The organism is Algoriphagus algorifonticola (genome assembly GCF_007655305.1).
Taxonomy (GTDB): domain Bacteria; phylum Bacteroidota; class Bacteroidia; order Cytophagales; family Cyclobacteriaceae; genus Algoriphagus; species Algoriphagus algorifonticola.
Window position 1 is genome coordinate 124924 of the sequence record NZ_VLOG01000008.1, and the last position, 21708, is coordinate 146631.

Annotated in this window: 23 protein-coding genes and 2 pseudogenes; 11 read left to right on the forward strand and 14 right to left on the reverse strand. The window is 38.2% G+C overall.

Annotated elements, in window-relative coordinates; translation table 11 throughout:
* Positions 1 to 83: 83 nt before the first annotated feature.
* Positions 84 to 734 (forward strand): sulfate ABC transporter permease, encoded by a 651-nt coding sequence (locus FL972_RS01195; protein WP_144602515.1) that lies wholly within the window; start codon positions 84 to 86, stop codon positions 732 to 734.
* Here the strand turns inward: FL972_RS01195 and FL972_RS19745 are convergent.
* The gene (locus tag FL972_RS19745; protein ID WP_394344568.1) at positions 731 to 955 is read right to left on the reverse strand and encodes a DUF2256 domain-containing protein; all 225 of its coding nucleotides are present in this window, start codon (positions 953 to 955) and stop codon (positions 731 to 733) included. The genes FL972_RS01195 and FL972_RS19745 overlap by 4 nt on opposite strands.
* Positions 871 to 2340, reverse strand: a complete 1470-nt coding sequence (locus tag FL972_RS01205; RefSeq protein WP_144602518.1) for a cryptochrome/deoxyribodipyrimidine photo-lyase family protein — start codon at positions 2338 to 2340, stop codon at positions 871 to 873. The genes FL972_RS19745 and FL972_RS01205 overlap by 85 nt, the downstream gene beginning before the upstream one ends.
* A gap of 39 nt (positions 2341 to 2379) precedes the next feature.
* On the opposite strand from FL972_RS01205, the gene FL972_RS01210 reads away from it, so the two are divergent.
* Entirely contained in the window at positions 2380 to 2664 is a 285-nt protein-coding gene (locus FL972_RS01210; RefSeq protein ID WP_091650918.1) for a TIGR03643 family protein, read from the forward strand.
* A gap of 19 nt (positions 2665 to 2683) precedes the next feature.
* On the opposite strand, the gene FL972_RS01215 is transcribed toward FL972_RS01210, so the two are convergent.
* From FL972_RS01215 to FL972_RS01230, 4 genes are read right to left on the reverse strand one after another with little or no spacing between them, the layout of a single operon-like run.
* Positions 2684 to 3019 (reverse strand): rhodanese-like domain-containing protein, encoded by a 336-nt coding sequence (locus FL972_RS01215; protein ID WP_144602520.1) that lies wholly within the window; start codon positions 3017 to 3019, stop codon positions 2684 to 2686.
* Positions 3020 to 3044: 25 nt separating this feature from the next.
* Positions 3045 to 3329, reverse strand: coding sequence for a hypothetical protein (locus FL972_RS01220; RefSeq protein ID WP_144602522.1), 285 nt, complete (start codon positions 3327 to 3329; stop codon positions 3045 to 3047).
* Positions 3299 to 4183 (reverse strand): sterol desaturase family protein, encoded by an 885-nt coding sequence (locus tag FL972_RS01225; RefSeq protein ID WP_144602524.1) that lies wholly within the window; start codon positions 4181 to 4183, stop codon positions 3299 to 3301. Before FL972_RS01225 ends, FL972_RS01220 begins: the two co-directional genes overlap by 31 nt.
* 1 nt (position 4184) lies before the next feature.
* Entirely contained in the window at positions 4185 to 4991 is an 807-nt protein-coding gene (locus FL972_RS01230) for a sulfite exporter TauE/SafE family protein (protein WP_144602526.1), read from the reverse strand.
* Between the two features lie 208 nt (positions 4992 to 5199).
* On the opposite strand from FL972_RS01230, the gene FL972_RS01235 reads away from it, so the two are divergent.
* Positions 5200 to 6003: a universal stress protein gene (locus tag FL972_RS01235; RefSeq protein ID WP_144602529.1), complete on the forward strand. Its 804-nt coding sequence runs from the start codon at positions 5200 to 5202 to the stop codon at positions 6001 to 6003.
* On the opposite strand, the gene FL972_RS01240 is transcribed toward FL972_RS01235, so the two are convergent.
* Entirely contained in the window at positions 6004 to 6660 is a 657-nt protein-coding gene (locus FL972_RS01240) for a Crp/Fnr family transcriptional regulator (RefSeq protein WP_144602531.1), read from the reverse strand.
* Positions 6661 to 6852: 192 nt separating this feature from the next.
* On the opposite strand from FL972_RS01240, the gene FL972_RS01245 reads away from it, so the two are divergent.
* From FL972_RS01245 to FL972_RS01275, 7 genes are all read left to right on the forward strand, one after another.
* Positions 6853 to 8115, forward strand: coding sequence for an NAD(P)/FAD-dependent oxidoreductase (locus FL972_RS01245; protein ID WP_144602532.1), 1263 nt, complete (start codon positions 6853 to 6855; stop codon positions 8113 to 8115).
* A 105-nt stretch (positions 8116 to 8220) separates the two neighbouring features.
* Positions 8221 to 8850, forward strand: coding sequence for a hypothetical protein (locus FL972_RS01250; RefSeq protein WP_144602535.1), 630 nt, complete (start codon positions 8221 to 8223; stop codon positions 8848 to 8850).
* 106 nt (positions 8851 to 8956) lie between these two features.
* The gene (locus FL972_RS01255) at positions 8957 to 9178 is read left to right on the forward strand and encodes a FeoA family protein (protein ID WP_091650216.1); all 222 of its coding nucleotides are present in this window, start codon (positions 8957 to 8959) and stop codon (positions 9176 to 9178) included.
* A gap of 6 nt (positions 9179 to 9184) precedes the next feature.
* Positions 9185 to 11320, forward strand: coding sequence for a ferrous iron transport protein B (feoB, locus tag FL972_RS01260; protein ID WP_144602537.1), 2136 nt, complete (start codon positions 9185 to 9187; stop codon positions 11318 to 11320).
* A 1-nt stretch (position 11321) separates the two neighbouring features.
* The gene (locus FL972_RS01265; RefSeq protein ID WP_144602539.1) at positions 11322 to 11438 is read left to right on the forward strand and encodes a FeoB-associated Cys-rich membrane protein; all 117 of its coding nucleotides are present in this window, start codon (positions 11322 to 11324) and stop codon (positions 11436 to 11438) included.
* Between the two features lie 48 nt (positions 11439 to 11486).
* Entirely contained in the window at positions 11487 to 12962 is a 1476-nt protein-coding gene (locus tag FL972_RS01270) for a lipopolysaccharide biosynthesis protein (protein WP_144602541.1), read from the forward strand.
* A 434-nt stretch (positions 12963 to 13396) separates the two neighbouring features.
* Positions 13397 to 14317 (forward strand): universal stress protein, encoded by a 921-nt coding sequence (locus FL972_RS01275; RefSeq protein WP_091650203.1) that lies wholly within the window; start codon positions 13397 to 13399, stop codon positions 14315 to 14317.
* Between the two features lie 3 nt (positions 14318 to 14320).
* Here FL972_RS01275 and ypfJ read toward each other — a convergent pair whose 3' ends face one another.
* Complete coding sequence (gene ypfJ / locus FL972_RS01280; protein WP_144602543.1) at positions 14321 to 15211, reverse strand: KPN_02809 family neutral zinc metallopeptidase; 891 nt, start codon at positions 15209 to 15211, stop codon at positions 14321 to 14323.
* Positions 15212 to 15407: 196 nt separating this feature from the next.
* Here ypfJ and FL972_RS01285 point away from each other — a divergent pair, with 196 nt between their 5' ends.
* Positions 15408 to 16190 carry a 3-keto-disaccharide hydrolase gene (locus FL972_RS01285; RefSeq protein ID WP_144602545.1) on the forward strand — a complete coding sequence of 261 codons (783 nt, stop codon included), beginning with the start codon at positions 15408 to 15410 and terminating at the stop codon, positions 16188 to 16190.
* A gap of 34 nt (positions 16191 to 16224) precedes the next feature.
* On the opposite strand, the gene FL972_RS01290 is transcribed toward FL972_RS01285, so the two are convergent.
* The 6 genes and pseudogenes from FL972_RS01290 to FL972_RS01310 all read right to left on the reverse strand — a co-directional run bounded on the left by FL972_RS01290 (position 16225) and on the right by FL972_RS01310 (position 21663).
* Positions 16225 to 16632 carry an energy transducer TonB gene (locus FL972_RS01290; protein ID WP_144602547.1) on the reverse strand — a complete coding sequence of 136 codons (408 nt, stop codon included), beginning with the start codon at positions 16630 to 16632 and terminating at the stop codon, positions 16225 to 16227.
* Positions 16633 to 16706: 74 nt separating this feature from the next.
* Positions 16707 to 17027: pseudogene (locus FL972_RS19705) on the reverse strand (energy transducer TonB); the annotation flags it as partial.
* Positions 17028 to 17243: 216 nt separating this feature from the next.
* Positions 17244 to 17978, reverse strand: a pseudogene (locus tag FL972_RS19710) (M56 family metallopeptidase); the annotation flags it as partial.
* Positions 17975 to 18349 carry a BlaI/MecI/CopY family transcriptional regulator gene (locus tag FL972_RS01300; RefSeq protein WP_144602549.1) on the reverse strand — a complete coding sequence of 125 codons (375 nt, stop codon included), beginning with the start codon at positions 18347 to 18349 and terminating at the stop codon, positions 17975 to 17977. The gene FL972_RS01300 and the pseudogene FL972_RS19710, both read right to left, overlap by 4 nt.
* 87 nt (positions 18350 to 18436) lie before the next feature.
* Complete coding sequence (locus FL972_RS01305; RefSeq protein WP_186299966.1) at positions 18437 to 19264, reverse strand: DUF4249 family protein; 828 nt, start codon at positions 19262 to 19264, stop codon at positions 18437 to 18439.
* Positions 19264 to 21663, reverse strand: coding sequence for a TonB-dependent receptor (locus FL972_RS01310; protein ID WP_144602554.1), 2400 nt, complete (start codon positions 21661 to 21663; stop codon positions 19264 to 19266). The genes FL972_RS01305 and FL972_RS01310 overlap by 1 nt, the downstream gene beginning before the upstream one ends.
* Positions 21664 to 21708 lie beyond the last annotated feature (45 nt).

Genomic DNA, 21708 nt, shown 5'->3' on the forward strand with positions numbered 1-21708 from the left:
ACATAGATTTTTCTCCTTCAGGGCGCAAAATTAGGTCTTATCTCAGACAATCAATTAGATTTAAGTAAACTTAACCTCGAAATATGCCTAAAGAACGCTCTCCATTAGCACAACGTCTTTCTGACTATTTAGATTTTGATAAAAGGCTTTATTTTTTTCTTTTGGTTTTACTCTTTATTCTCATCCGATATCTTACTAACACCATCATACTTGAAGCAATTCCCGATTCGGAGAATTTAGACGCGAGAGGTGATTTTATGATATTTCATATTTTCAATACGTTGGAATATGTTTGGACACCATTTGCCCTTCTATGGAAGTTTACGGTAATATCCTTTCTTTTTTGGTTGGGCGCTTTTTTTCTGGGTTATAAAATCCCTTACAAAGAACTCTGGAAATTTGCTTTGGTGGCAGAGGGGATATTTTTATTTCCTGAGTTGATAAGATTTCTGGTTTATATCAACCCGCATTCAGCGAGCACTTACCAGGAAATCCTGGAATACAGGCCCCTTTCCCTTTTATCATTTATTGGTTTTGATAATTTAAATCCAAGGTGGTATTATCCTCTTGGTACTCTCAACTTATTCGAATTAGGATATGGAGTTCTTTGGGTGATGGGATTTCATATGATCAGCAATAGAAGTATCAAAGAATCTATTTTAGCGGTTGTGGTGTCCTATTTTGTTCCTTTGACTATTTGGCTTACCTGGTTTGTAATGGTTTACCGTGATTAATGCCTGCTTTTTTTAGCATCTCCAGAACATCGTTTAGAGCAATATTTGACTTCTTCCCAGTTCTTTTCCCATTTCTTTCTCCAAGAAAAGGGCCTTTGGCAAACCGGACATATTTTGGAAGGTAAATGCTGTTTTTTCATGCCCATCTGTTTGGTAAAGTATGTTGCTCCACTATTCGTTCTGATTCCTGGAGGACCGCTGGATCTTTTTGCGCTGCCCATATTCTCTTTCTGGCCTCTGCTCCTGCTTTTTCGGGATCCACTATTGGAAATGGATAGTCTCTTCCCAAGTGAAAGTCTAAATCTTCCTGCTCTAAAGGACTGATTTTCCATGGTTCATGGACCAAAGCAGATGGAATTTGGCTTAATTCCGGTACCCATTTTTTAATAAACTCCCCTTCAGGATCATGATCTTTAGATTGTTTGATAGGATTATAGATTCTCACAGTATTGATTCCTGTCACTCCCGCCTGCATCTGTAGCTGAGGATAATGTATACCCGGCTCAAAGTCTAAAAATTGCCTACCCAAATGATCTGAGCCATCTTTCCAATTTTGCCCTAAATGATGGGTAAGAAATGAAACCAACATAGCTCTCATTCTAAAATTTAAGTACCCTGTTTGAATCAAACATCTCATACAGGCATCTATCAATGGAATCCCGGTATTTCCCTCCTTCCAAACCTGAATAAAGGCTGGATTTTTTTTGTATTCTAATTTTAAAAACCCCCTATTAATGGGTTCAAACTCCATTCGGCATTCCATCTCAAATTTTTGGATAAAATGACAATGCCATCTTAGTCGGGATTGAAAATTGGTGAAGTTTCTAACCTGAAATTTTTCCTTTTTTTTACTTTCTGAAGCCTGAAAAACTTGCCGGATCGATAAGCATCCCCAAGCTAAATAAGGCGAAACTCTTCCACAGCTCCTTCTACTTCTTTCAGGCTTTGAAATATTCCTGCTGTAATTGGAAACTCTATCTTCTACAAAGCTTTTAAGGTATTTGTGCCCAATAGTCTCCCCTCCTTTCTGCATCAAAGGATTAGGTTTTTTCCAATCCCCCGGAATATTCAAATTACTTCTTAGAATTTTTCCTATTTCCGTGTTAGAGAGAAATCTCGCTTGATTTAAGTTCGGGTCTACTTGTTTGGCTGCCGCATAGGCAAACCATTCCTTTCTCCAATTAGCTCTTGATTTTCTACCCCTTCTAACTCCTTGTTGAAGGAACTCATACCAGGGTATATTTCTAGATTGAAGCCAAGATTTTATTTGTAAATCTCGCTGAAAAGTTATCTGAATCCCTGTTTCCTGATGTGAGAATACGGAAGCGATTTCAAATTTTAACTCCAATTGGCTGAAAACTTCATTTACTTCCTGATGAAAAATAGCAACCTCAGCTTGATAAGGTTGAAGCTGCCGATTCAGATCTTCTAGAGATTCCCATACAAACCTCCAATGACGAAGATCACTTTGAGAAGCTTGAATCAAAGAAGGCTCAAAAACATAGGCTAATAGAATGGGATGCCCCAGATTAATAGCAGCATCCAAAGCTGGATGGTCCTTTAATCTTAAATCTCGTTTTAGCCAGACAACAGAAATTTTCTCCACCTTCTAAAAACCTTAATGGACTCGAAGGGTTTGAAGAATATGAAGAAATTCCAGAATTTAAGTGAAAGAGATATTGATCGCATCATTGAAATGGCATGGGAGGATAGGACCCCTTTCGATGCAATTGAATCCCAATTTGGCGTAAAAGAGGCCGAAGTAATTCAGTTGATGAGAAGAGAAATGAAGCGAAGCAGTTTCAAAATGTGGAGAGCCAGAGTTCAAGGCAGAAAAACAAAGCACGCTCAAAAAAGTCCAGAAGATATGGATCGATTTAAATCAAACTTACAACGATCCATCAGTATGAATAAAATCTCAAAAAAATAAGTGGGTCACCCCACTTATATTAAACCAATTCAAAAGGCCACCTCATAATTCCCCCGCTGAGGTTTTTGAGATTTTTAAAGCCCATTTCAGCCATTATCGCACAAGCTTGGGCGCTTCTGTTTCCACTTCTACAGTACACCAAGTATATTTTGTCTTTGGGCAGCTCATTTATTTTCAATTTGAAATCCCGAGACATGATGTCCAGATTTTTTGAATTTCTAATTTTCCCTGATTGATTTTCACCAGAAGTCCTTACATCCAATATTACAGTTGCAGGATTCAACATCAATTCGTGAAATGCACCTGAAGGTATATCCTCGTAGTTTTTCGGTTTTGTTTTAAAGAAGTCAAACATAGATTTTTTATTCTCAAAATTAGACCTACCCTAGCTCTCCTTCAGTACCAGAAGTCACATTCCTCTGATAAATGTCCCTAACTTTTAAAACAAATAGTCTTCCCAATAAAAGCCAGGGAAAACCATGCAATACCAAATCTCCCCAATCCATCAATTTCATTCCATCTGCCCCACCTGATACCCACTTGATCTTTCCCCAAACATGGGGTTCAGGGGTAAAAGGAGCTAATCCCAAGACCAAGCACAGCAAAATAATTGTAGTCCAACTATTTAATGGGTTTAAGCTTTTTTGTTTTTCTTTCTGAGCCATGGGTATGTGATTTGTGTCCAAAATGTTTGAGGAAATTCCTCCACTTTATCAAAGCCTAATGGCTCATTTTCTCCATCATTGGGGATATATGCTGTTCCAAACAAATAATCCCATAGACTTAGAGAAATCCCGTAATTCACTCCATGGCTTCCTTTGGGAAGATACTTGGCATGATGCCAGGTATGCATCACGGGATTGTTGAAAATATATTTGAGTGGACCGTAGGATATTTTGACATTTGCGTGATTTAAATGACCTATTGCAATGGTGAAAATATGCAAGACAAAGAAATCTGCCAGCCCAAAACCTATCATTGCCAAAGGAATATACTGCACTGATTTATAGACAATTGTCTCCATCCAGTGATGTCTCAAGTGCGCGGCAAAGCCCATTTGCTCGACTGAGTGGTGAACCTTATGAAACTCCCACAACCATGGAACCCGATGAAGCATTCGATGTACATTCCATTGTATAAAATCAGCTACTACAAATAAGAGTAAGAACTGACCCCAAACTGGCCAGGAATTGACCTCAATAGCTACCAAATTCGTGATTCCAAAAAGCCCTAAGAAATCATTAAATGCTTCTACAAATACATTGGAAAGGGAATTGTAGAGAATCAATGAAAACAGGAAGAAATTGAAGAACATGTAAAATGCATCCAACCAAAAGTCTTTGCGGAAAAAGGGACGACCTTTTCTCCAGGGAAAAATTACTTCGAGCATCCACACTAATAAGGACAAGCCTATCAGCCAATAAAAATAGTTATGCCAAGATGGATACAATATTTCTGATTGAAGGTAGTTCCAGTACCCATAGTAACCATCCAGAAAGATTTTGAAATACTTTTCCAACTTAAATCCCTGCTAATTCTTTCCCAATAATATAAATGCCCATGATTAAGACAAACCAGCCAAACCCTTTTTTAAGTGCTTTTTCATTGATTTTCTTTGAAAGTGCACTACCTATGAAAATACCCACCACTGATAGTCCAGAGAAAATCAAGAGCATATTCCAATCGATTGTTTGATTTCCCAAATCACCCAAAAATCCAATTAATGATTTTGCTGCTATAATCAACAAAGAAGTACCGACTGCAAGTTTCATGGGAAGTTTGGCTAATAAGACTAAAGCTGGAATGATCAAAAATCCTCCACCTGCTCCCACTATTCCCGTAATAACTCCTACCACTGAACCTTCCACCGCTATCAAAGGAATGTTAAACTTAACTTCCCCTTCCTCGCTAGCATCCTCTGAATTATTATTCTTAATCATGGAGTATGAAGCCGCCAGCATAATCATTGCAAAGAAAATCATGATGCCTACACTTTTTGTGATCGCCAATTCTCCTATAGAAAACAGGGGATCAGGAAGCCAGGGCACCAAAAATTTTCGGGTAAGAAATACTGCGATAAATGAAGGTATGGCAAATACAATGGCAGTTTTATAATCAACTAGTCCATGTTTCATATAATTGCCTGCTCCAACCAAAGATGTAGCTCCCACAACAAATAATGAATATGCTGTAGCCAGAACCGGATCTACATTTAAAATATAAACCAGTACAGGAACTGTTAAAATTGATCCTCCTCCACCTATCAAACCCAAGCTTACACCAATAATTATTGCAGCTGCATATCCTAAAAGGACTATCAAATCCATAGTTTTTTTGATTTTAAATAACCTGTACAAAAGTACATGTGTGTGATAGGCTTAAGCAGTGACAAATGTTACATCCAAAATTACATAAATACCAAGGGAGCCCAGCAGGAAATTATACTAGTGTAGCTAAATCTGAATTCAGATTGATTTTTATCATAGTATAAGCTGAATCTTAAGGTTAAATTAGAGAAGTTTAATTCAAATCGGCATGAAAATCCTTATTCCTTTAGATTTCTCAGACAACTCGGTGAAGGCTTTAGAATTCGCCAAAGGCTTGTGCAAAAAAGGCGAAAATGAAATTATTCTACTTCATGTGGTAGAAGTCGTCTATGATTTTGCCTCCCAAGCAGCCATAGCTTTGGACAATATGCATAATGATGCGCGCGAAATGATTTCCAAGCTTAAAAAGAAGCATGAGCATGATTCAATCAATTATCGGTCAATCATTAAGGAAGGAACTGCTTCCATTAGTATCGCTCGGATTGCTGAAGAAGAAGAGGTTGATATGATCATAATGGGAACCCATGGTGCCTCAGGAATCAAAAAAGTATTAGTGGGTTCAACAGCTGTGGAGGTAATTAAAGAAGCTAGGACACCTGTATTGTTAATCCCTTCAGAAGGAAAAACCTCTTCAATTACAAAGATTACTTTGGCCTTGGAAATCTCCAATCATGAAGAAGAATATATTCATAAGGTAGTTGGACTTGCAAAAAAATGGGAATTATCTCTTGAAATCCTACATTTTGAGAAAAGTGATGATTTTCGGGAAAAACTAGCAGAAAAGGGCTTACAGGTGTTTTTAAAAGAAGAATTTCCAGATTTAAAGTCTACGCTAATCAGCATTAAAAGCAAAGAATTAATCAAGGGGTTAGACCAATATTTTGATGACAAGACTGATTCAATTTTAGCCATGTGTCATCAACATAAAAGCCTTTGGGAGCAAGTTACCGGAAAAAGTAGATCATTGGAAATGGCCTATCATACGCATGTGCCGCTTCTGGTTATGCTTTGATCATTTGGAAATCAATTCTTCGAAATCATCTCGAATATAAATCATATTTCTACCCAATTCTATCCATTTTTTCTTTTCCAATTGTTTTAATAGTCGGGAAATCACTTCTCGGGAAGTACCTAATTCTGTGGCAATATCCTGATGGGTAGTTTGAAGCTCATTGGTTTTATATTGTTTCATTTTGGTGACAATATATCGCATCAATCGCTCATCCATTCTTTTAAAAGCTACTGCATCTAATGCTATTAACATTTCCTGAAACCTACTTTGATAAGTGGATGAGACAAAATCCTTCCATTGCTTGAATTCATCAGAAAGCTGTTCATGAACTGTAATTGGAATCCCTATAATGGTTGTAGGCTCTTCCACTACTGCTTTGATTTCACTTGGTTTGGAGGCAGAGCAGCAAGTCAAGGACAAAGCACAAGTCTCTCCTGCATCCAAGTAGTATAAAAACAATTCTTTTCCATCCTCATCCATCCTGGAAACCTTAATGGATCCATTCAAGACAATCGGTACCATTTTGATAAATTTCCCTGGCTCCATCAAAACCTTTCCCGGCTCAAGACGCATGATTTGACCTTTGCCCAAAAGGATTTCTAAAAGCCTTGGATCTGTGAAATTTGGAAGTGCTGATTTAAGTTCTTCTACTGTCATAATTATAAAAAAACGAAACTAGTCTTGACTGAAATGGAAGTTAGTGATAATTGTCACAATGCAGTAATCGTACTTTTAAAATAATACTGAATCAGAAAGGTGATTTATCTCATCTTTCCCAGCAAAGGTGATGAAAGTCACTAAAAGGTCTTTTGATTTTAAATACCTTCCTATCAGTCAAACAACCGAATCATGAAACATTATCAAATAGTAATCATTGGTGGAGGTACCGCCGGAATTACAGTTGCTGCCCAATTAAAACGTAAGGATAAAAATCTGGCAATAGCCATCATTGAACCTTCCGAAAAACACTATTACCAGCCAGCTTGGACACTTGTAGGCGCTGGTACTTTTGATTTTAAAGATACCGAAAGAGAGGAGGCCGACTACATTCCCAAAGGAGTGGAATGGATTAAAGACAAGACCACAGCCATAGATCCTAAACAGAATAAGGTTTCAACTGACAAATCAGGAGGTGTTTCTTATGATTATTTGGTAGTAGCTCCGGGTTTGGTAATGGCGCCGGAATTATTACCTGGGCTAAGCGAAGCAATGGATAAAAAGGTTGTTTGTAGCAATTACACAGATCCCGAACATACCTGGGAAGTATTAAAGAATTTCAAGGGAGGCAATGCTGTTTTCACCCAACCTACAACACCAATCAAGTGCGGAGGAGCGCCTCAAAAGATTATGTATTTGGCTGAAGAATTTTTCAGAAAAGCTGGAGTCAGAGAAAAAACAAACGTGATTTTTGCTACCCCTGGGACCGTGATATTTGGAGTTCCGGACTTTGCAAAAACACTCAACAAAATCATCAAGGATAGAGATATAATATTCAAGCCCTTTTATGCTCCAGTAAGAATAGATGCTGAAAATCAGGATATTTATTTTAAATACATTAAACCTGATTCTGTTCATTCTTTTGATGGAGCAGGTATAAAAATAGGAGAAGAACAGCTTGGCAATAATGAGATCAAAATTCACTTTGATATGCTTCACCTAGCACCACCGCAGGCTGCTCCCAAGTTCATTCAGGAAAGTGACATATCCCTCAAAGAAGGGCCTGGAAAAGGGTGGGTGGACGTAGACATCCATACGCTACAGCACCTGCGTTTCCCCAATATTTTTGCTTTGGGAGACGTCGCACACCTTCCTACTGCAAAGACCGGTGCTGCAATCAGAAAACAAGCTCCCGTACTAGTGGGAAATTTACTTCAATTAATTCGGGAAAATAAAGTTGGAGAAGAGGCTTATTCTGGATATTCTTCCTGTCCATTGGTCACAGGCTATAGTAAAATGGTTTTGGCTGAATTCAAATATGATAACGTAAGAGACAGTGATCCATTAATCTCGAAATTTGTGGATACATCGAAAGAACAGTATAGTATGTGGCTTTTGAAAAAATATGGGCTGCCCTTTATGTATTGGAACTTGATGCTGAGAGGAAAAGCTTAAAATCAACCACCAACAATCCTAAAGCCTATATTTTCTGGATATAGGCTTTTTTATTCCTAACTTTTCGTGAATACTTGAGTTTAAAGATCATAGCTCCTCTCAATAATGAAAAACGCCGGTAAAGTCACTTTACTCACTTTTTTAATTTTCTCCTCATTGGCAATTTTACCTATGAGTTGTACCAACTTCTGTAATGACTCTTGTGGCTGCGGACCGGTTTTTGATATTAAGGATTTTAGGATTTTATCCTTCGAAACACTCTCCCTCACCACTGATGGTCAGCAGGTAAGCCCCAGTACCGTGCTTCCGTATTCAACCATTACGAAATCATTCCGCATAAAAGAAACACAGACACTTGCATACTTGGAGTCCAATCCCTCCTACTTTACTTTCGGGACTGCAATGGCCTGTAGTCCACCTTCACCAAAATCTGCCGAGAAAATGATTGGAGTTCAGATCATCAATACCAGAGAAGTCATCTTGGGAAGCGGTGAGGTCATCAAAGTGGGACAAGACATCAGTAATCACTTTCAGATGAATTATTTTTTCAACAACACTACACGATCCATTGATCAGTTTCTGGAGAATGGATTAACAGTTTTTCGGGATGATTTATTCAAACTCGTCTGGAACAAAGATCCTGGTAAAGAAATCGAACTTGAGTTCAGTTTAAGAATTATGATGGAGGGTGGCCTGGAATTTAACTTGCCAAATGAAATCCTAAGTATTCGTTGATAACCATCTATCTAAAAACTGACAAAAATCTTTATTCTTTTTCTTTAGATCCATTCCAAATAAGTTATTTTTGCAAATCTTAGAAAAGGATTCCGACATTTAGTACATGACAGCTGACCAACTACCCATTTCCAAAAGTGCCGTTATCAAGGATGTTTTAGACTCCCCTTTGAAAATCAACTTAATGGAACTGGGCTTTCTTCCAGGAAAAAAAATCACCTTGCAACACGTTGCTCCTTTGAATGGCCCTATGGCATTCAGACTGGAAGAATCCACTTTAGCACTTCGAAAAGCCGAAGCTGCATTGCTGGATATTCAATTACTATAATCCCACATGCCTGAACAGACTCAATCACCATTAGTCAAGCCACTCAAAATTGCCATCATAGGAAACCCCAATGTTGGTAAGTCGACCATATTCAACCAACTCACCGGTCTAAGCCAGAAAATAGGTAATTACCCGGGGGTAACTGTGGATAAGAAAATTGGTATGATGAATTACCAAGGGTCTACTTATGAAATTATAGATCTTCCAGGTACTTATTCCCTCTATCCAAACTCCGAAGATGAAATTATAGCCCACAGAGTATTAAATCAGTTGAGTGAAGTTGAGCGGCCTGATTATGTGTTGATGGTAATTGATTCTCTTCAGCTATCCAGAGGAATGTTTTTAGCCTCCCAGTTGATTGACCTAGGATTGAATCTGGCTTTAGTACTGAACATGTCAGATTTAGCTGAAAAGCACGATCTGGAAATAAAAGGCTTCGAATTATTCAAAGCTTTGGGTGTACCAATTTTGAACACAGACGCAAGAGGTTCCAAAGGTTTGGAGCAAATCCGGGAATTGATCCACCAGAAGAATTTTTCCAAAAAAAATCAATTCCTCCAGGTAGACGATTTCATAGACACTTCTCTTCTACAAGACATTAAAGAGAAGTTCGATCTCTCCAATGACTATCAGGCCTATCAAATTTTAAGATTTGGACTGAAAGATAAAGGGCTTCCTCTGGAAAAAAGGCAATGGGTTAAAAACAAGATAGACAGCTTGAATATCAATTTGGAATCTGCCCAACTTGAAGAAACCAAGCTCAGATATAGAAGAATCACCGAAATCATTGAAAAAGTACTGGTTAAAAAAGAGGATAGAAAAGAGTCTTCTAGCACCATCGATAAAATTATTTTACATCCTGTTTTCGGTTATCTCTTATTCGCCTCCATCCTATTGGTCATTTTTCAGGCAATTTTTGCCTGGGCCACAGTTCCAATGGACTTGATAGATGGGGTTTTTGCTGATTTGGGAACTTGGGTGAGTACAGTTTTACCAGAAGGAGTATTGACCAGTCTCTTAGCCGAAGGTATTATCCCCGGTATAGGAGGTATAGTCATTTTTATTCCTCAAATCGCCTTGCTTTTTGGATTTTTAGCCATTCTGGAGGACACAGGGTATATGTCCAGAGTGGTCTTTTTGATGGACAGATGGATGCGCCCCTTTGGTCTTCACGGTAAAAGTATAGTGCCTTTGGTTTCAGGAGTAGCATGTGCTATTCCAGGAGTCATGGCTGCAAGAAATATCGGTAACTGGAAAGAGAAAATCATAACCATCATGGTGACTCCGCTAATGAGTTGCTCAGCAAGGCTGCCGGTTTATATTATTCTAATTGGTTTGGTAGTTCCAAATGAGACCGTTTTAGGGTTTATTAATCTTCAAGCTGTCGCCTTATTGTCTCTTTATCTTTTGGGAGTTATTGGCGTTTTATTTACTGCTTTTGGACTTAAAAGCATCCTAAAAACCGATGAAAAGAGCTTTTTGATGGTAGAACTCCCATCTTATCGTACCCCAAGGTGGAAAGACGTTATCATTACCATGTACAATAAGTCCAAGACATTTGTGACTGAGGCAGGAAAGGTGATTTTAGCTATTTCAATCATTCTATGGGTATTGGGCACCTATGGCCCTCCTGAAAAAATGGAGGAAATCAGAGCAGAAAGGGATCAAAAAATAGAATTGGCGTCTTCTGAAGTGGACATAGAAGAAATCAGAGCAGAAGCCTCATCAGACTTATTGGAAAATTCCTTCATAGGAATCATGGGAAGAGCTATTGAGCCAGCTATTCGACCCTTAGGTTATGACTGGAAAATTGGAATAGCATTGATCACATCCTTTGCGGCTAGAGAAGTATTCGTATCCACCATTGCGACTATTTACAGCATAGGGGGTGATCCAGAAGACGATTCCACCATTCGGGAAAAGTTGAATGCTCAAATTAACCCGGTGACGGGTGATAAAGTATTCAACAAAGCCACCGCATTCTCTTTGATGGTATTTTATGTTTTCGCTATGCAGTGTATGAGTACCCTGGCGATTGTGTACAGGGAAACTAAAGGATGGAAATGGCCGTTAATCCAAACAGTATACATGACCGCTTTGGCTTATGTATCAGCATTGATTACTTATCAAATTTTATCCTAAAATGTGGCAAGAAATAATCGTAGGAATTATCGTGTTGGGAGCAGTAGTCTATTTGGTTAGAAGGTTTTTCTATAAGCCTAAAACCGAACCGGGCTGTGATAAATGTGCTAAACCTTGATTTGAAGAAAAAAAGGTAGCATTTCCAATTTTTTGATAATTTCACCCTATGGGCAAAGTTGCCAGTCAAAGTATTCAAACCACACTTTTTTCCTACTTAGGTGTAGTCATTGGCTATTTTAATGTCCTTTGGTTATATCCTTATGCTTTAGAAGCTGCTCAGCTAGGTACTTTTCGCACTATTCAAGATCTAGCTTTACTCTTTGTTCCCTTTGCTCAATTAGGATTGGGACACGGAATTACCCGGTATTTCCCCAAATTAAAAGCAGGTCATTCTGCTTTTTTGAGTTTTAGTTTGCTTCTCGCCTCCGCAGGCTTTGTTTTAGTGAGTTTTCTATTCTTCGTATTCAAAGAGGAAATTATTGGTTTATTTTCGGCTAATTCTCCTGAGCTGATCAATTATTTATGGATTGTTTTATTGATCACATTTTTGGCTTTGGCCAATTCTATCTTAGATGCCTACAGCAGATCCTTTCTTAAAGTAGCTATTCCTACCTTCTTCCGGGAGGTTTTGCTTAGATTACTGACAGGCCTTTGGGTCATTTGTTTTTTGATGAAATGGATCAATTTTGATTGGATGATGGCAGGGCTAATAGCAGTCTATGGGATACCGCTATTAGGGATTCTGGTTTATTTATCATGGTTGAAAGTTTTGAAAGTTGACCTTAATTGGCGGTCATTTCCAAAAGGATTCAGAAGCTCATTTTTAAAATTCAGTCTTATAACTTTCCTAGCCACTGCTGCCTCTACCCTAATTATGAAAATTGACAGCATCATGGTCAGTTCCATGGTCAATTTGGAAGCAAATGCAATTTATACCATTGCATTTAGTATGGCATTGGTCATAGAAATGCCAAGAAGAGCTATTTCTCAAGTTGTGATGCCCGTAGTCGCCGATCATTTTTCAAAAAACAATCTGGTAGAAATTAACCGGCTATATAAGGAAGTTTCCACAAGGCAATTCTACATCTGTGTTTTATTATTTCTGGGAATTTGGGCCAATATTGATTCCATTTACCATTTCATTCCAAACAGAGAAATATATGAAAGCGGAAAGTGGATCGTATTCATAATTGGTTTGGGAAAACTCATTGATGTGGCCTTTTCTATCAACTCAGAAATTCTGGTTTTCTCCAAATATTATAGGTTTAACCTGGTTGCCACAATTGCCATGAGTATCTTGATTATTTTGATGAATTATTGGTTAATTCCTATTTATGGGATAGAAGGAGCTGCAATTGCATCAGCATTGGTCATGTTGGCATTCAATGCAGTTAAATTTCTATTCCTAAAAATCAGGTTAAATTTTAATCCATTCTCAGTGGACACGGTAAAAATCATCGGCTTAGGTCTTTTCGCTCTGATTATGACTTCCATTTTACCAATGATGGAAAATCCATTGATCGATTTGACAATTAGATCAATCTTGATTCTAGGAATATTTTGGTTGATTGCGGTGAGTGGTTTTTATGGAAAAGCTGAACTCAACTGGATAAAGGAAAAAATTAAAAAGTCCGGGTCTTAGAGTGTTACAAACCTCCGTATAGACAAGATTTGAGCTGCCTTTAATCCGCAAACTTCCACTGTTATCCTGCTTTTATGGGCGAGGCCCCGATTAGTCCGATAACATCGGTATCGAGGTGAGGCCTGTTTTTGGAAAGGGCTTCACTCGGTAATTATGTTAATTGTGAAGTTTGAACATGTCGGCGACCCGGACTCGTGCAAATATACGATATTATGAGAGAGGGGTTAAGTAAATAGAGGATTATTCCAGAAATATCCGGAGAAAACAAGATGTCAAATCGATTAAAATGAAATATAATTCTGATTATTGGAGCCCTTTTCTTTAAAAATTAGAACCAAATCAAAAATTTAGCGTTCGCAACAAAATATTATACCGTTTCTATATTTAAACATTTCATTTAGCCTTAACTTTGTAATTCCAAAACCCGGAGAACTATGTACTTGATTAAAAAAATGATCGTTTGCCTGGACCAAACTTCTTTGGACAAGACCTTGATTCAATATGCGGCATTTATCGCCAAAGTGAATCAAACCAAGAAGATTTACTTTGTCAATGTGATCAAAAATCTATCTGTACCTAAGGAGGTTTTGGAAGAGTTTCCAAATTTGGTGGAGAGCATGATCAATGAAAGACAAGCCGCCATGGAAACGGTTGTCTCTGAAAACTTCCCTGATCAAAAAGGTATCTCCTTAAACTATATTGTAAAAGAAGGTTCTTTATCTAAAAAGGTTCTCAAATTAGCTGAGGAGAAATCTGCTGATATGATTATTGTTGGTAGAAAAATTCATCTCCCAGGCACTGGCGTAGTATCTTTGAGGCTGGCAAGACGTGCATCTTGTTCCTTATTGATCGTTCCTGAAAACTCTCAACCAAAAGTTCAAAAAATTCTGGTTCCATCTGATTTTTCGGATTATTCTAAGGATGCGCTGGAAGAAGCGATTATGATCGCTGAAAAACATGGAAATGTGGAAATCGTCTGCCAGAATGTATTCTCTATCCCTTCCGGTTATCATTTCACAGGGAAAAGCTACGAAGAGTTTACTCAAATCATGCAAATGCATGCTGAGATAGCTTACAAAAAATTCATTCGGAAAATAAATACCAAAGGAATCAAAATCACTCCTGTCTATACCAAAGACGAGGATGATGACCCCGTTCAGGAAATTGTGAACAAGGCCTTGGAAATCAATGCTGATGGCATCATTATCGGAGCTAAAGGACGAACAGCTGCTACCGCACTTTTCATTGGCAGTATGGCTGAAAGACTTATTCAATTCAATGACAGCCTTCCTCTTTTAGTCACAAGGCCTAAAGGCAAAAACGCAGGTATTCTAGATTATATCCTGGAAATCTAAATCTTACAGTGATTTGGCGCTGAAGGTATCGCCTTGGCTCAAATCCCCTGTATCAAATCCTTTTTTGAACCAGCGCATTCTTTGAGCAGATGTGCCATGGGTAAAAGAATCAGGTACTACCCTACCCCCTGCCTGTTTTTGAAGCCGGTCATCTCCAATAGCATTGGCAGCATTCAGTGCTTCTTCCAAATCCCCCCTTTCCATCATCCCGCTGCTTTTTTGGCTGTGATGTGCCCAAACTCCTGCAAGGAAATCCGCCTGAAGCTCCAGTCTAACAGAATATTGATTATACTCTTGATCGCTAATCTGACCTCTCAGGGAATGAACCTCATCAGTAATTCCCATGATTTTTTGGATATGATGTCCTACTTCATGGGCAATAACATAGGCTTGAGCAAAATCACCCGGCGCATTTAATTTCCTTTCCATATCCTCAAAAAAGCTCAAATCTATATACAGTTTTTCATCAGCCGGACAATAAAAAGGACCTGTTGCCGCGCTGGCATTACCACAAGCCGAAGAAACTGATCCAGTAAAAAGTACTAAAGTTGGTTCTCTATAATTGGAAATTAATTGATTCCATACCTGCTCTGTATCCCCCAATATGACTGCACTAAATTCAGCCAATTCATCTTCCTCAGCAGTTGGCTGATAATTGGATTCCGTCGTAAATCCTTGCCCTCCACCTTGCAAAAATCCACCTAAAAAGCTTAATGGGTTGGTACCTGTAATAATGGAAAATGCAATTAATATCCCTACTATAATGAGTCCTGTTTTGGAAAAGAGGATTTTGAGCAATGAACCTATCAATAATGGATTCATTCCTCCTCCAGAAGAACTTCTTCCTCTTCTATCATCGATATTGCTGCTTTTTTTGCGGCCTTGCCATTTCATAGTATTCCTTTTGATGTTAAAGTCCCTTTTATTCTTTTCATGAAAAAGATAAACAAGGGCTTAGCGTAGAAAATAATTTAAAGAAAGAAAGATCTCTTCGCATTCTCCGTGTAAAATTTATTTCCCACATCATTAAAATTAACCAAATTGACCAAAAAGCAATCAATAGCTTTTTAATAAATCAAACCCAAAACCTATGAAAAACACAAAAACCTTCATCCTATGCCTTTCATCGGCATTCTTTTATTTCCTTTTCTTAAGCTGTGAAAGCACTGCACAAGTCGGAGTGGGTGTCAAACCTATTGAAGGAGCAGAACTCATGTTAGATGGCACCAAGTCTATGTTGCTTGAAAAATGGGAGTATTGGGAAGGACCTCGATTTTCAGCTGAGGCACCTATCAAATGGCCTGAGGTTCAAGATCCTGTGACAGGAGGCAAAGCAATCAGTTCCAATGACCCAGCAGGAGCAGGAGGAAAATATGGAGCTGCAGATATCGTTACCAAAAAGAAATACAAGGACTTCAGGGCTCATGTGGAGTTTTTGATAAAAAATGAGGGAGGAAATAGCGGTGTTTATCTTCAGAATCGCTACGAAATTCAAATCCTGGATGGAGACTATGGACTCCATGGATTGGCTGCTGTGATCAATGAACATCTCCCAAAAGAACAGGCCTATAATGGTCTTGGAAAATGGAATGCCTATGACATTGTATTCAAAGCAGCTCGCTTTGAAAATGGAATAATAAAAGAAAAAGCCAGAGTCACAGTTTATTTTAATGGTAAAAAAATCCACGAAGATGTGGTAATCCAACAGGTATGGGGCGGTCCAAATTCTGGACTTGATGGAGGAAATGATGGTGGTAAAGGAATTACAGATAGACCCGGAGGTTTGAAGCTTCAGGCAGAGGGGCATGAAGTCCTCTACAAAAATATCTGGATAAAGGAATTGGATCTCGAAGGAAAGTCAACCGATTTCTAAAAAAAGAAAGCTGGCCTTATTAAGCCAGCTTTTCTTAGCCCAATTTGAATCGAATCGGAAGTCTCATTCTAGTTCTGACAATCCCCCCATCCTTTTCACCGGGAGTCCAATTATCCGAGCCTTTGACCACGCGAAGAGCTTCCTCATCACATCCTCCACCTATTCCTCTCATCAACTCAATGTCGGTAAGTGAACCATCTTTCTCAATTATAAAGGATATTATAACTGTGCCCTCTATTTGTTTTGAACGCGCCTTTTCAGGGTATTTCAAGTTTTTGGCTAGATATTGCATCCACCCATTTAACCCACCCGGAGGCTGAGGAGCAACATCTAATTTTTCTATCTGTTCCTCAACTGTTTCGCCGGTTTGAGCTTTCAACTCCACCCCGATCAAAAATAGGAAAAGGGGAATAAGTACTAGGGTTAATTTATAGTTTTTCATGATTTTAAATCTTAAAGGAAAAAACTCTCCAATAGCTTGGAGAGCTTTTCAGGTTGCTTAACACGATTATTTGCTTAACTCAACTTGAACCGAATTGGTAATCTCATTCGAGTTCTTACTTTACGACCTCTTTGTTCGCCAGATTTCCAGTTAGCGGAATTTTGAACAACTCTTAGTGCCTCTTCATCCAAACCTGAACCAACTCCTCTCAAAATTTCCACATCCTGAACTGAACCATCGGTATTGATAACAAAAACTACAATAACCGTTCCTTCAACTCCTTCAGCCTTAGCAGCTTCCGGGTATTTAAGACTCGTTTTCAAGTAATTATTCCATCCAGACATTCCCCCCGGTGGTTGAGGCTGAGTTTCCACCACGTCAAATATTTCATCCGCAGAAATTTCAACCATTTTACCATTCACCATTCCTTTCAATTCAGTTGATCCATCTTCATTAATAATATCCACTACTTGCTCTGGCTTGAGTGGTTCATCTGATAAGTTTTGCTCACAAGCGAATACAAAAACCATTAATGAAAAAAGAGGGAGAACTAACAAAAATCTACTCTTTTGCAGTTCAGTTGATTTGGATTTATTCATCATAACAATGCGTTTTTTAGTTTGAAATTGATTAAAGCTATTCATGAACTGCCAGCCTTGGTCTTTAGCCAAAAGTCTAACTAGCAATCTGGAATAATCGAATTGAGAAAAAGATTTGGTTACCCCTTGGTCTGCTTGAAATTCATGAACCTCCCGAAGGGATTTTTCTAAAGCATAAACGAATGGATTAAACCAAAAAATAGCCTTAGTAAACTGAATCAGAATCAAGTCCCAAGTATGTTTTTTTGCCACGTGAATTGATTCATGAAGTAAAATCTGTTTTTGATCAGGATCCTCTGGGTCAAATTTTGGCAATAAAATATAATTGAAGAAAGATGCTGGTTCAAAGCTAGGATGGATGGCTAATTTCATTCCCTGATAATTCTTCTTTTCGACCAATTGCAGCTGAAAAATAGGTTTGGCCAAACCCAAACAGAATTTACCCAGTGAAAAAACCAATCCAATGGCAAATACCACTAAGATCATTTCTTGCCAGGAATAAGTTTCTATTTGTTCAGTAGTACTTCCAAAATCAAAAGTAGGAAGCGTGTATTCCGCAAGAGGTGCCGCCGCTTGAGTCATCTCAAATGACAATAGGGGCACAAAAAGAACCAGCAGCATCAAAACCAGAAGAGTTACTCTATTCCAGTCAAAGAAGGTCAGTTTTTCTAATACTACCTTATAAAAAACCCATCCGCCTACCAGGCAAATGCTTCCTTCTAAAAGATAATTTAAAACATTATTCATTGTTTATCCTTGTTTTCGTAATCATCAATCATCTTCTGCAAATCATCAATTTCATCCTTGCTGATTTTTTTCTCTTTCACCATGAAGGATAAGAAATTACCGACAGACCCTTCAAAGAAATGCTTCACCATATGATTGATGCTTTTTTTAGAATAGTCTTCCTGGCTGATAGTCGGGATATACATATGAACTGTCCCATAAACCTTGTGAGTCAAGTACCCCTTTTTCTCCAACAATCTAATCGTCGAGGCTAAGGTGGTATAAGGTGGCTTTGGTTCCGGAAATTCATCCAAAACGTCACGGATGAGACCTTGTCCCATCTTCCATAATATGCGCATGATGCGCTCTTCCTGTTCTGATAATTCTTTCATGACCTTAATTTAAAATGAATTTTTTAAATAACCTATTAAAAATTAGTAGATCTATTGAAAAATAATTTATGACTGACTTAAAATAGGTTATTCACGGATAAAAATGGATTCCGATAATAAAGGTGAAACAAGAAAATACCCCAAAACCTCACCTTCTCCCTGAATGACCCGAATATTGGTTTCTGGATTTTGTGGAGGAGGACTGAAGAGTCCACCATCATTGAATAACAAACCTACCAACTGGGTAAAATAATTATAAACGTCTCTATTCATTCGAAAAAGCTCCAGTCTAACTCTGTCTCCAGGCTGAAAAGCATAATTTAACTCTAAACCCCTTTCGAAAAAACTCAACCCAAAAGTGTCATCGAATAGTAAATAATCCTCCCTATTGTTTTTCAAGGTATCATTTTCAATGACTCGAATTCGATAATAGTTATCTCTAGAGAATGGAATTTTGCCATAGGCTTTGATATAGTATCCTTCATCAGAGAAAAGTCTTTTCTCTTTGAACTCATAGGTTAAGCTATCAATTTTTGGAGCCTCTAACATCAGTCCCGAAGCTTGATAAATATTATCCCTCCATTTAACGGAAAGAGTATATCGCTCTCCGACTTTTGCCACCTTTCTCCTATCCTTCGGCCTATAGCTCCCTGTACTGGAATTGTAGACAAATGGGATCAAAACTTCAGTCCCAGGAATACTGATTACCACCTCAGCATCAGAAATCACTATTCTAGGGGATTCATCAAAATAATTCTTAGCAAGGCTGATTGTAACCTCATTATAAAAGTCCTTATCTGTCCACGTACCTTCTATTACAGGAATTTCTCCTTCTATAGTTGCCAATGGGAGATCTACTTCTTCCTGACAGGAAAAAAACAACACACTCAATAGAAGAATAAGCAATCGTCTCATCAAAACTGAAAATTATAAGTAATAGAAGGAAGAAATGTAAACAAATAGGTCATGACGATTCCTTGCCGACTTGATTCAATAGGGCCATCCCCCGCACTAAATCTAAAATCATCATTGTAGATCTGACGAAACTCATAGGCAAATGGGTTCTTTCTTCCATAAAGATTGTAAACACTGAAGTTCCAGCTTCCCCTCCATTTTCTCCCTTTATTGGGATTTTTCCAGGTGACTGAAGCATCCATTCGATGATAATCTGGGAATCTATCCTGATTTCTGAATTTGGAAAAAAGTGGTAATTGCTGGTTGTCTACTGGATAAGTTCCGATTGGAAATGTAACTGCCTGTCCTGTGGTATAAACGAAGGTTAAACCTGCAGACCAGGAAGGAGAAAACTCATGATTTAAGACCAAAGTCACATCATGAGGTCTATCAAATCTTGGGTTATACTTTCGGTTTTCACTAATTCCTTCAATCAACCTCCAAGTCCTAGACCAGGTATATGCCAGCCAGCCTGTAGTTTTTCCTGTATTTTTTCGAAGTAAAAACTCCACTCCATAAGCCCAGCCTTTTCCGGTAAGAATTTCTGTTTCCACCTGGTCTGTAAATAGAACCTGAGCTCCATTTCTCAAGTCAATGATATTTCTCAGGTCTTTATAATAAGATTCAACTGAAAACTCCCATTTGTTATTTTGGAAGTTTTTGAACAATCCTATTGAAATTTGATCAGATCTAATTGGAGGAACATAAGTGCCTGCCAAAATCCATCTATCAATTGGCAATCCTGCAGAACTATTAGAAGCAATCTGCACGTATTGAAAATTCCTGTTGTAGGCGGCTTTCAACGAAAACTCTTCATTCATCAAATACCTGAAAGCCAATCTTGGCTCCAAGCCTTGATAAAACTTGATGTTTTCGAAGGAATTGAATTGAACAGAATCAATCACTTCCACATCCGGTCCAGGAACACCTCCCGAATATCTATAATCCACACCTCTACCTAGCTGATTGAAAAAACCCCATCGGAACCCAGCCTCAGCACTCAATTTTGAAGAGAATTGATGAGACACTCCAGCGAATAAATTATTCAAAACTCCATTTTTTGGATTGGTATTGATTGGATCCAGATTACTGTTCGGAAGAGGTTCTAAATTGATCGGTGAAAAATTGTAAAACTGGGAATGAAAACCCCAGTAAGTCTGTGTTTTTGAATTATTATTTAAGGACCAGTTTCCCTTAATTCCTGATTCAGAAAGGTTATTATTCCAAATAAACCCATTATCTGGATCATTGATTTCGATTTTATAATTGTAAAAAGAGTGGTAAGCATCTAAGTCAAAAAACAAGTCATCAGAAATATTTCTAGACCACTTCAATGAACTCACCCAATTACTCCAACCCAACCCGAACTCTCTATTTACTCCCAGAAAATCTCTCCCTTGATAGGTAGAGAAAGTGATCTTATCTCTTTCCGAAAGTTTGAATGCCAACTTCCCGCTTAAATCGTAAAAATTAAGCCTATTGTCTCTAAGGTCTGGATCATTGGCCAGTTTCAAAAAAACATCTGCGTATGTTCTTCTTGCTGAAAATACAAAGGAGGATTTTTCGGAAAATAATGGACCGTCTATGGTAAATCTCGAAGAAATTGTTCCAATTCCTCCCTCTCCATGAATTTGATCATAATTTCCTTCTCTCAAACTAACATCAATTAGAGAAGATAACCTTCCTCCATAGGAAGCGGGCATGTTTCCCTTATATAATTCCACCTGTTCCAATGCATCTGGGTTAAACACCGAAAAGAATCCAAAGAAATGGGAGGGATTGTAAACAGGAGCTCCGTCTAGTTGCACTAAATTTTGATCGGCAGAGCCTCCTCTAACGAACAAACCGGTAGTCCCCTCCCCTGCAGTTTGAACTCCCGGTAGTAATTGCAAACTTCTAAGCAAATCAACCTCTCCAAATAAGGCGGGGATATTCTTAATCGTCTCGATAGGAACCCTTGCTTTTCCAGTCTCCAGATTTCTAACATTTTCATCCGGACGTCTTTCCTGAATGATCACTTCCTCAAGAGATAACTCCTCAGGATTCAAAAAAAAGCGCTGAAATTTGGCTAAATCTTTTTCAGTAAGAACTCTGATTGATTTTTCATAGCCTATAAAAGAGACAATCAATCTGGCTGGAAGTTTAGTAGACTGGATTTCAAAATTCCCATCTAAATCGCTAACTACTCCAGATTTTAAATCATTTTCCCAAAAAATATTTGCTCCCGGCAAGGGTGATGAATCTTTCACATCCAAAACCTGCCCACTGATTTTCGTACTTTCCTGAGCAAATAGAAAAAACGGCAACAGACTTAAAGCTAAGACTATCAGTAAATAAAAATTGACTTTGGATAAATTCATCGACCAAAAATATTGAACCCATTCAAATTACTCGGAAGGATTTGG

Bases quoted from the DNA above. Each gene is read 5' to 3' on its own strand.
- FL972_RS01235 (WP_144602529.1), top strand. From the start codon at position 5,200: ATGAAAATCCTTATTCCTTTAGATTTCTCAGACAACTCGGTGAAGGCT.
- FL972_RS19745 (WP_394344568.1), bottom strand. From the start codon at position 955: ATGGGCAGCGCAAAAAGATCCAGCGGTCCTCCAGGAATCAGAACGAAT.
- FL972_RS01290 (WP_144602547.1), bottom strand. From the start codon at position 16,632: ATGAAAAACTATAAATTAACCCTAGTACTTATTCCCCTTTTCCTATTT.
- FL972_RS01305 (WP_186299966.1), bottom strand. From the start codon at position 19,264: ATGAGACGATTGCTTATTCTTCTATTGAGTGTGTTGTTTTTTTCCTGT.
- FL972_RS01245 (WP_144602532.1), top strand. From the start codon at position 6,853: ATGAAACATTATCAAATAGTAATCATTGGTGGAGGTACCGCCGGAATT.
- ypfJ (WP_144602543.1), bottom strand. From the start codon at position 15,211: ATGAAATGGCAAGGCCGCAAAAAAAGCAGCAATATCGATGATAGAAGA.
- FL972_RS01210 (WP_091650918.1), top strand. From the start codon at position 2,380: ATGAAGAAATTCCAGAATTTAAGTGAAAGAGATATTGATCGCATCATT.
- feoB (WP_144602537.1), top strand. From the start codon at position 9,185: ATGCCTGAACAGACTCAATCACCATTAGTCAAGCCACTCAAAATTGCC.
- FL972_RS01195 (WP_144602515.1), top strand. From the start codon at position 84: ATGCCTAAAGAACGCTCTCCATTAGCACAACGTCTTTCTGACTATTTA.
- FL972_RS01270 (WP_144602541.1), top strand. From the start codon at position 11,487: ATGGGCAAAGTTGCCAGTCAAAGTATTCAAACCACACTTTTTTCCTAC.
- FL972_RS01215 (WP_144602520.1), bottom strand. From the start codon at position 3,019: ATGTTTGACTTCTTTAAAACAAAACCGAAAAACTACGAGGATATACCT.
- FL972_RS01255 (WP_091650216.1), top strand. From the start codon at position 8,957: ATGACAGCTGACCAACTACCCATTTCCAAAAGTGCCGTTATCAAGGAT.
- FL972_RS01285 (WP_144602545.1), top strand. From the start codon at position 15,408: ATGAAAAACACAAAAACCTTCATCCTATGCCTTTCATCGGCATTCTTT.
- FL972_RS01230 (WP_144602526.1), bottom strand. From the start codon at position 4,991: ATGGATTTGATAGTCCTTTTAGGATATGCAGCTGCAATAATTATTGGT.
- FL972_RS01240 (WP_144602531.1), bottom strand. From the start codon at position 6,660: ATGACAGTAGAAGAACTTAAATCAGCACTTCCAAATTTCACAGATCCA.
- FL972_RS01300 (WP_144602549.1), bottom strand. From the start codon at position 18,349: ATGAAAGAATTATCAGAACAGGAAGAGCGCATCATGCGCATATTATGG.
- FL972_RS01275 (WP_091650203.1), top strand. From the start codon at position 13,397: ATGTACTTGATTAAAAAAATGATCGTTTGCCTGGACCAAACTTCTTTG.
- FL972_RS01265 (WP_144602539.1), top strand. From the start codon at position 11,322: ATGTGGCAAGAAATAATCGTAGGAATTATCGTGTTGGGAGCAGTAGTC.
- FL972_RS01310 (WP_144602554.1), bottom strand. From the start codon at position 21,663: ATGAATTTATCCAAAGTCAATTTTTATTTACTGATAGTCTTAGCTTTA.
- FL972_RS01250 (WP_144602535.1), top strand. From the start codon at position 8,221: ATGAAAAACGCCGGTAAAGTCACTTTACTCACTTTTTTAATTTTCTCC.
- FL972_RS01220 (WP_144602522.1), bottom strand. From the start codon at position 3,329: ATGGCTCAGAAAGAAAAACAAAAAAGCTTAAACCCATTAAATAGTTGG.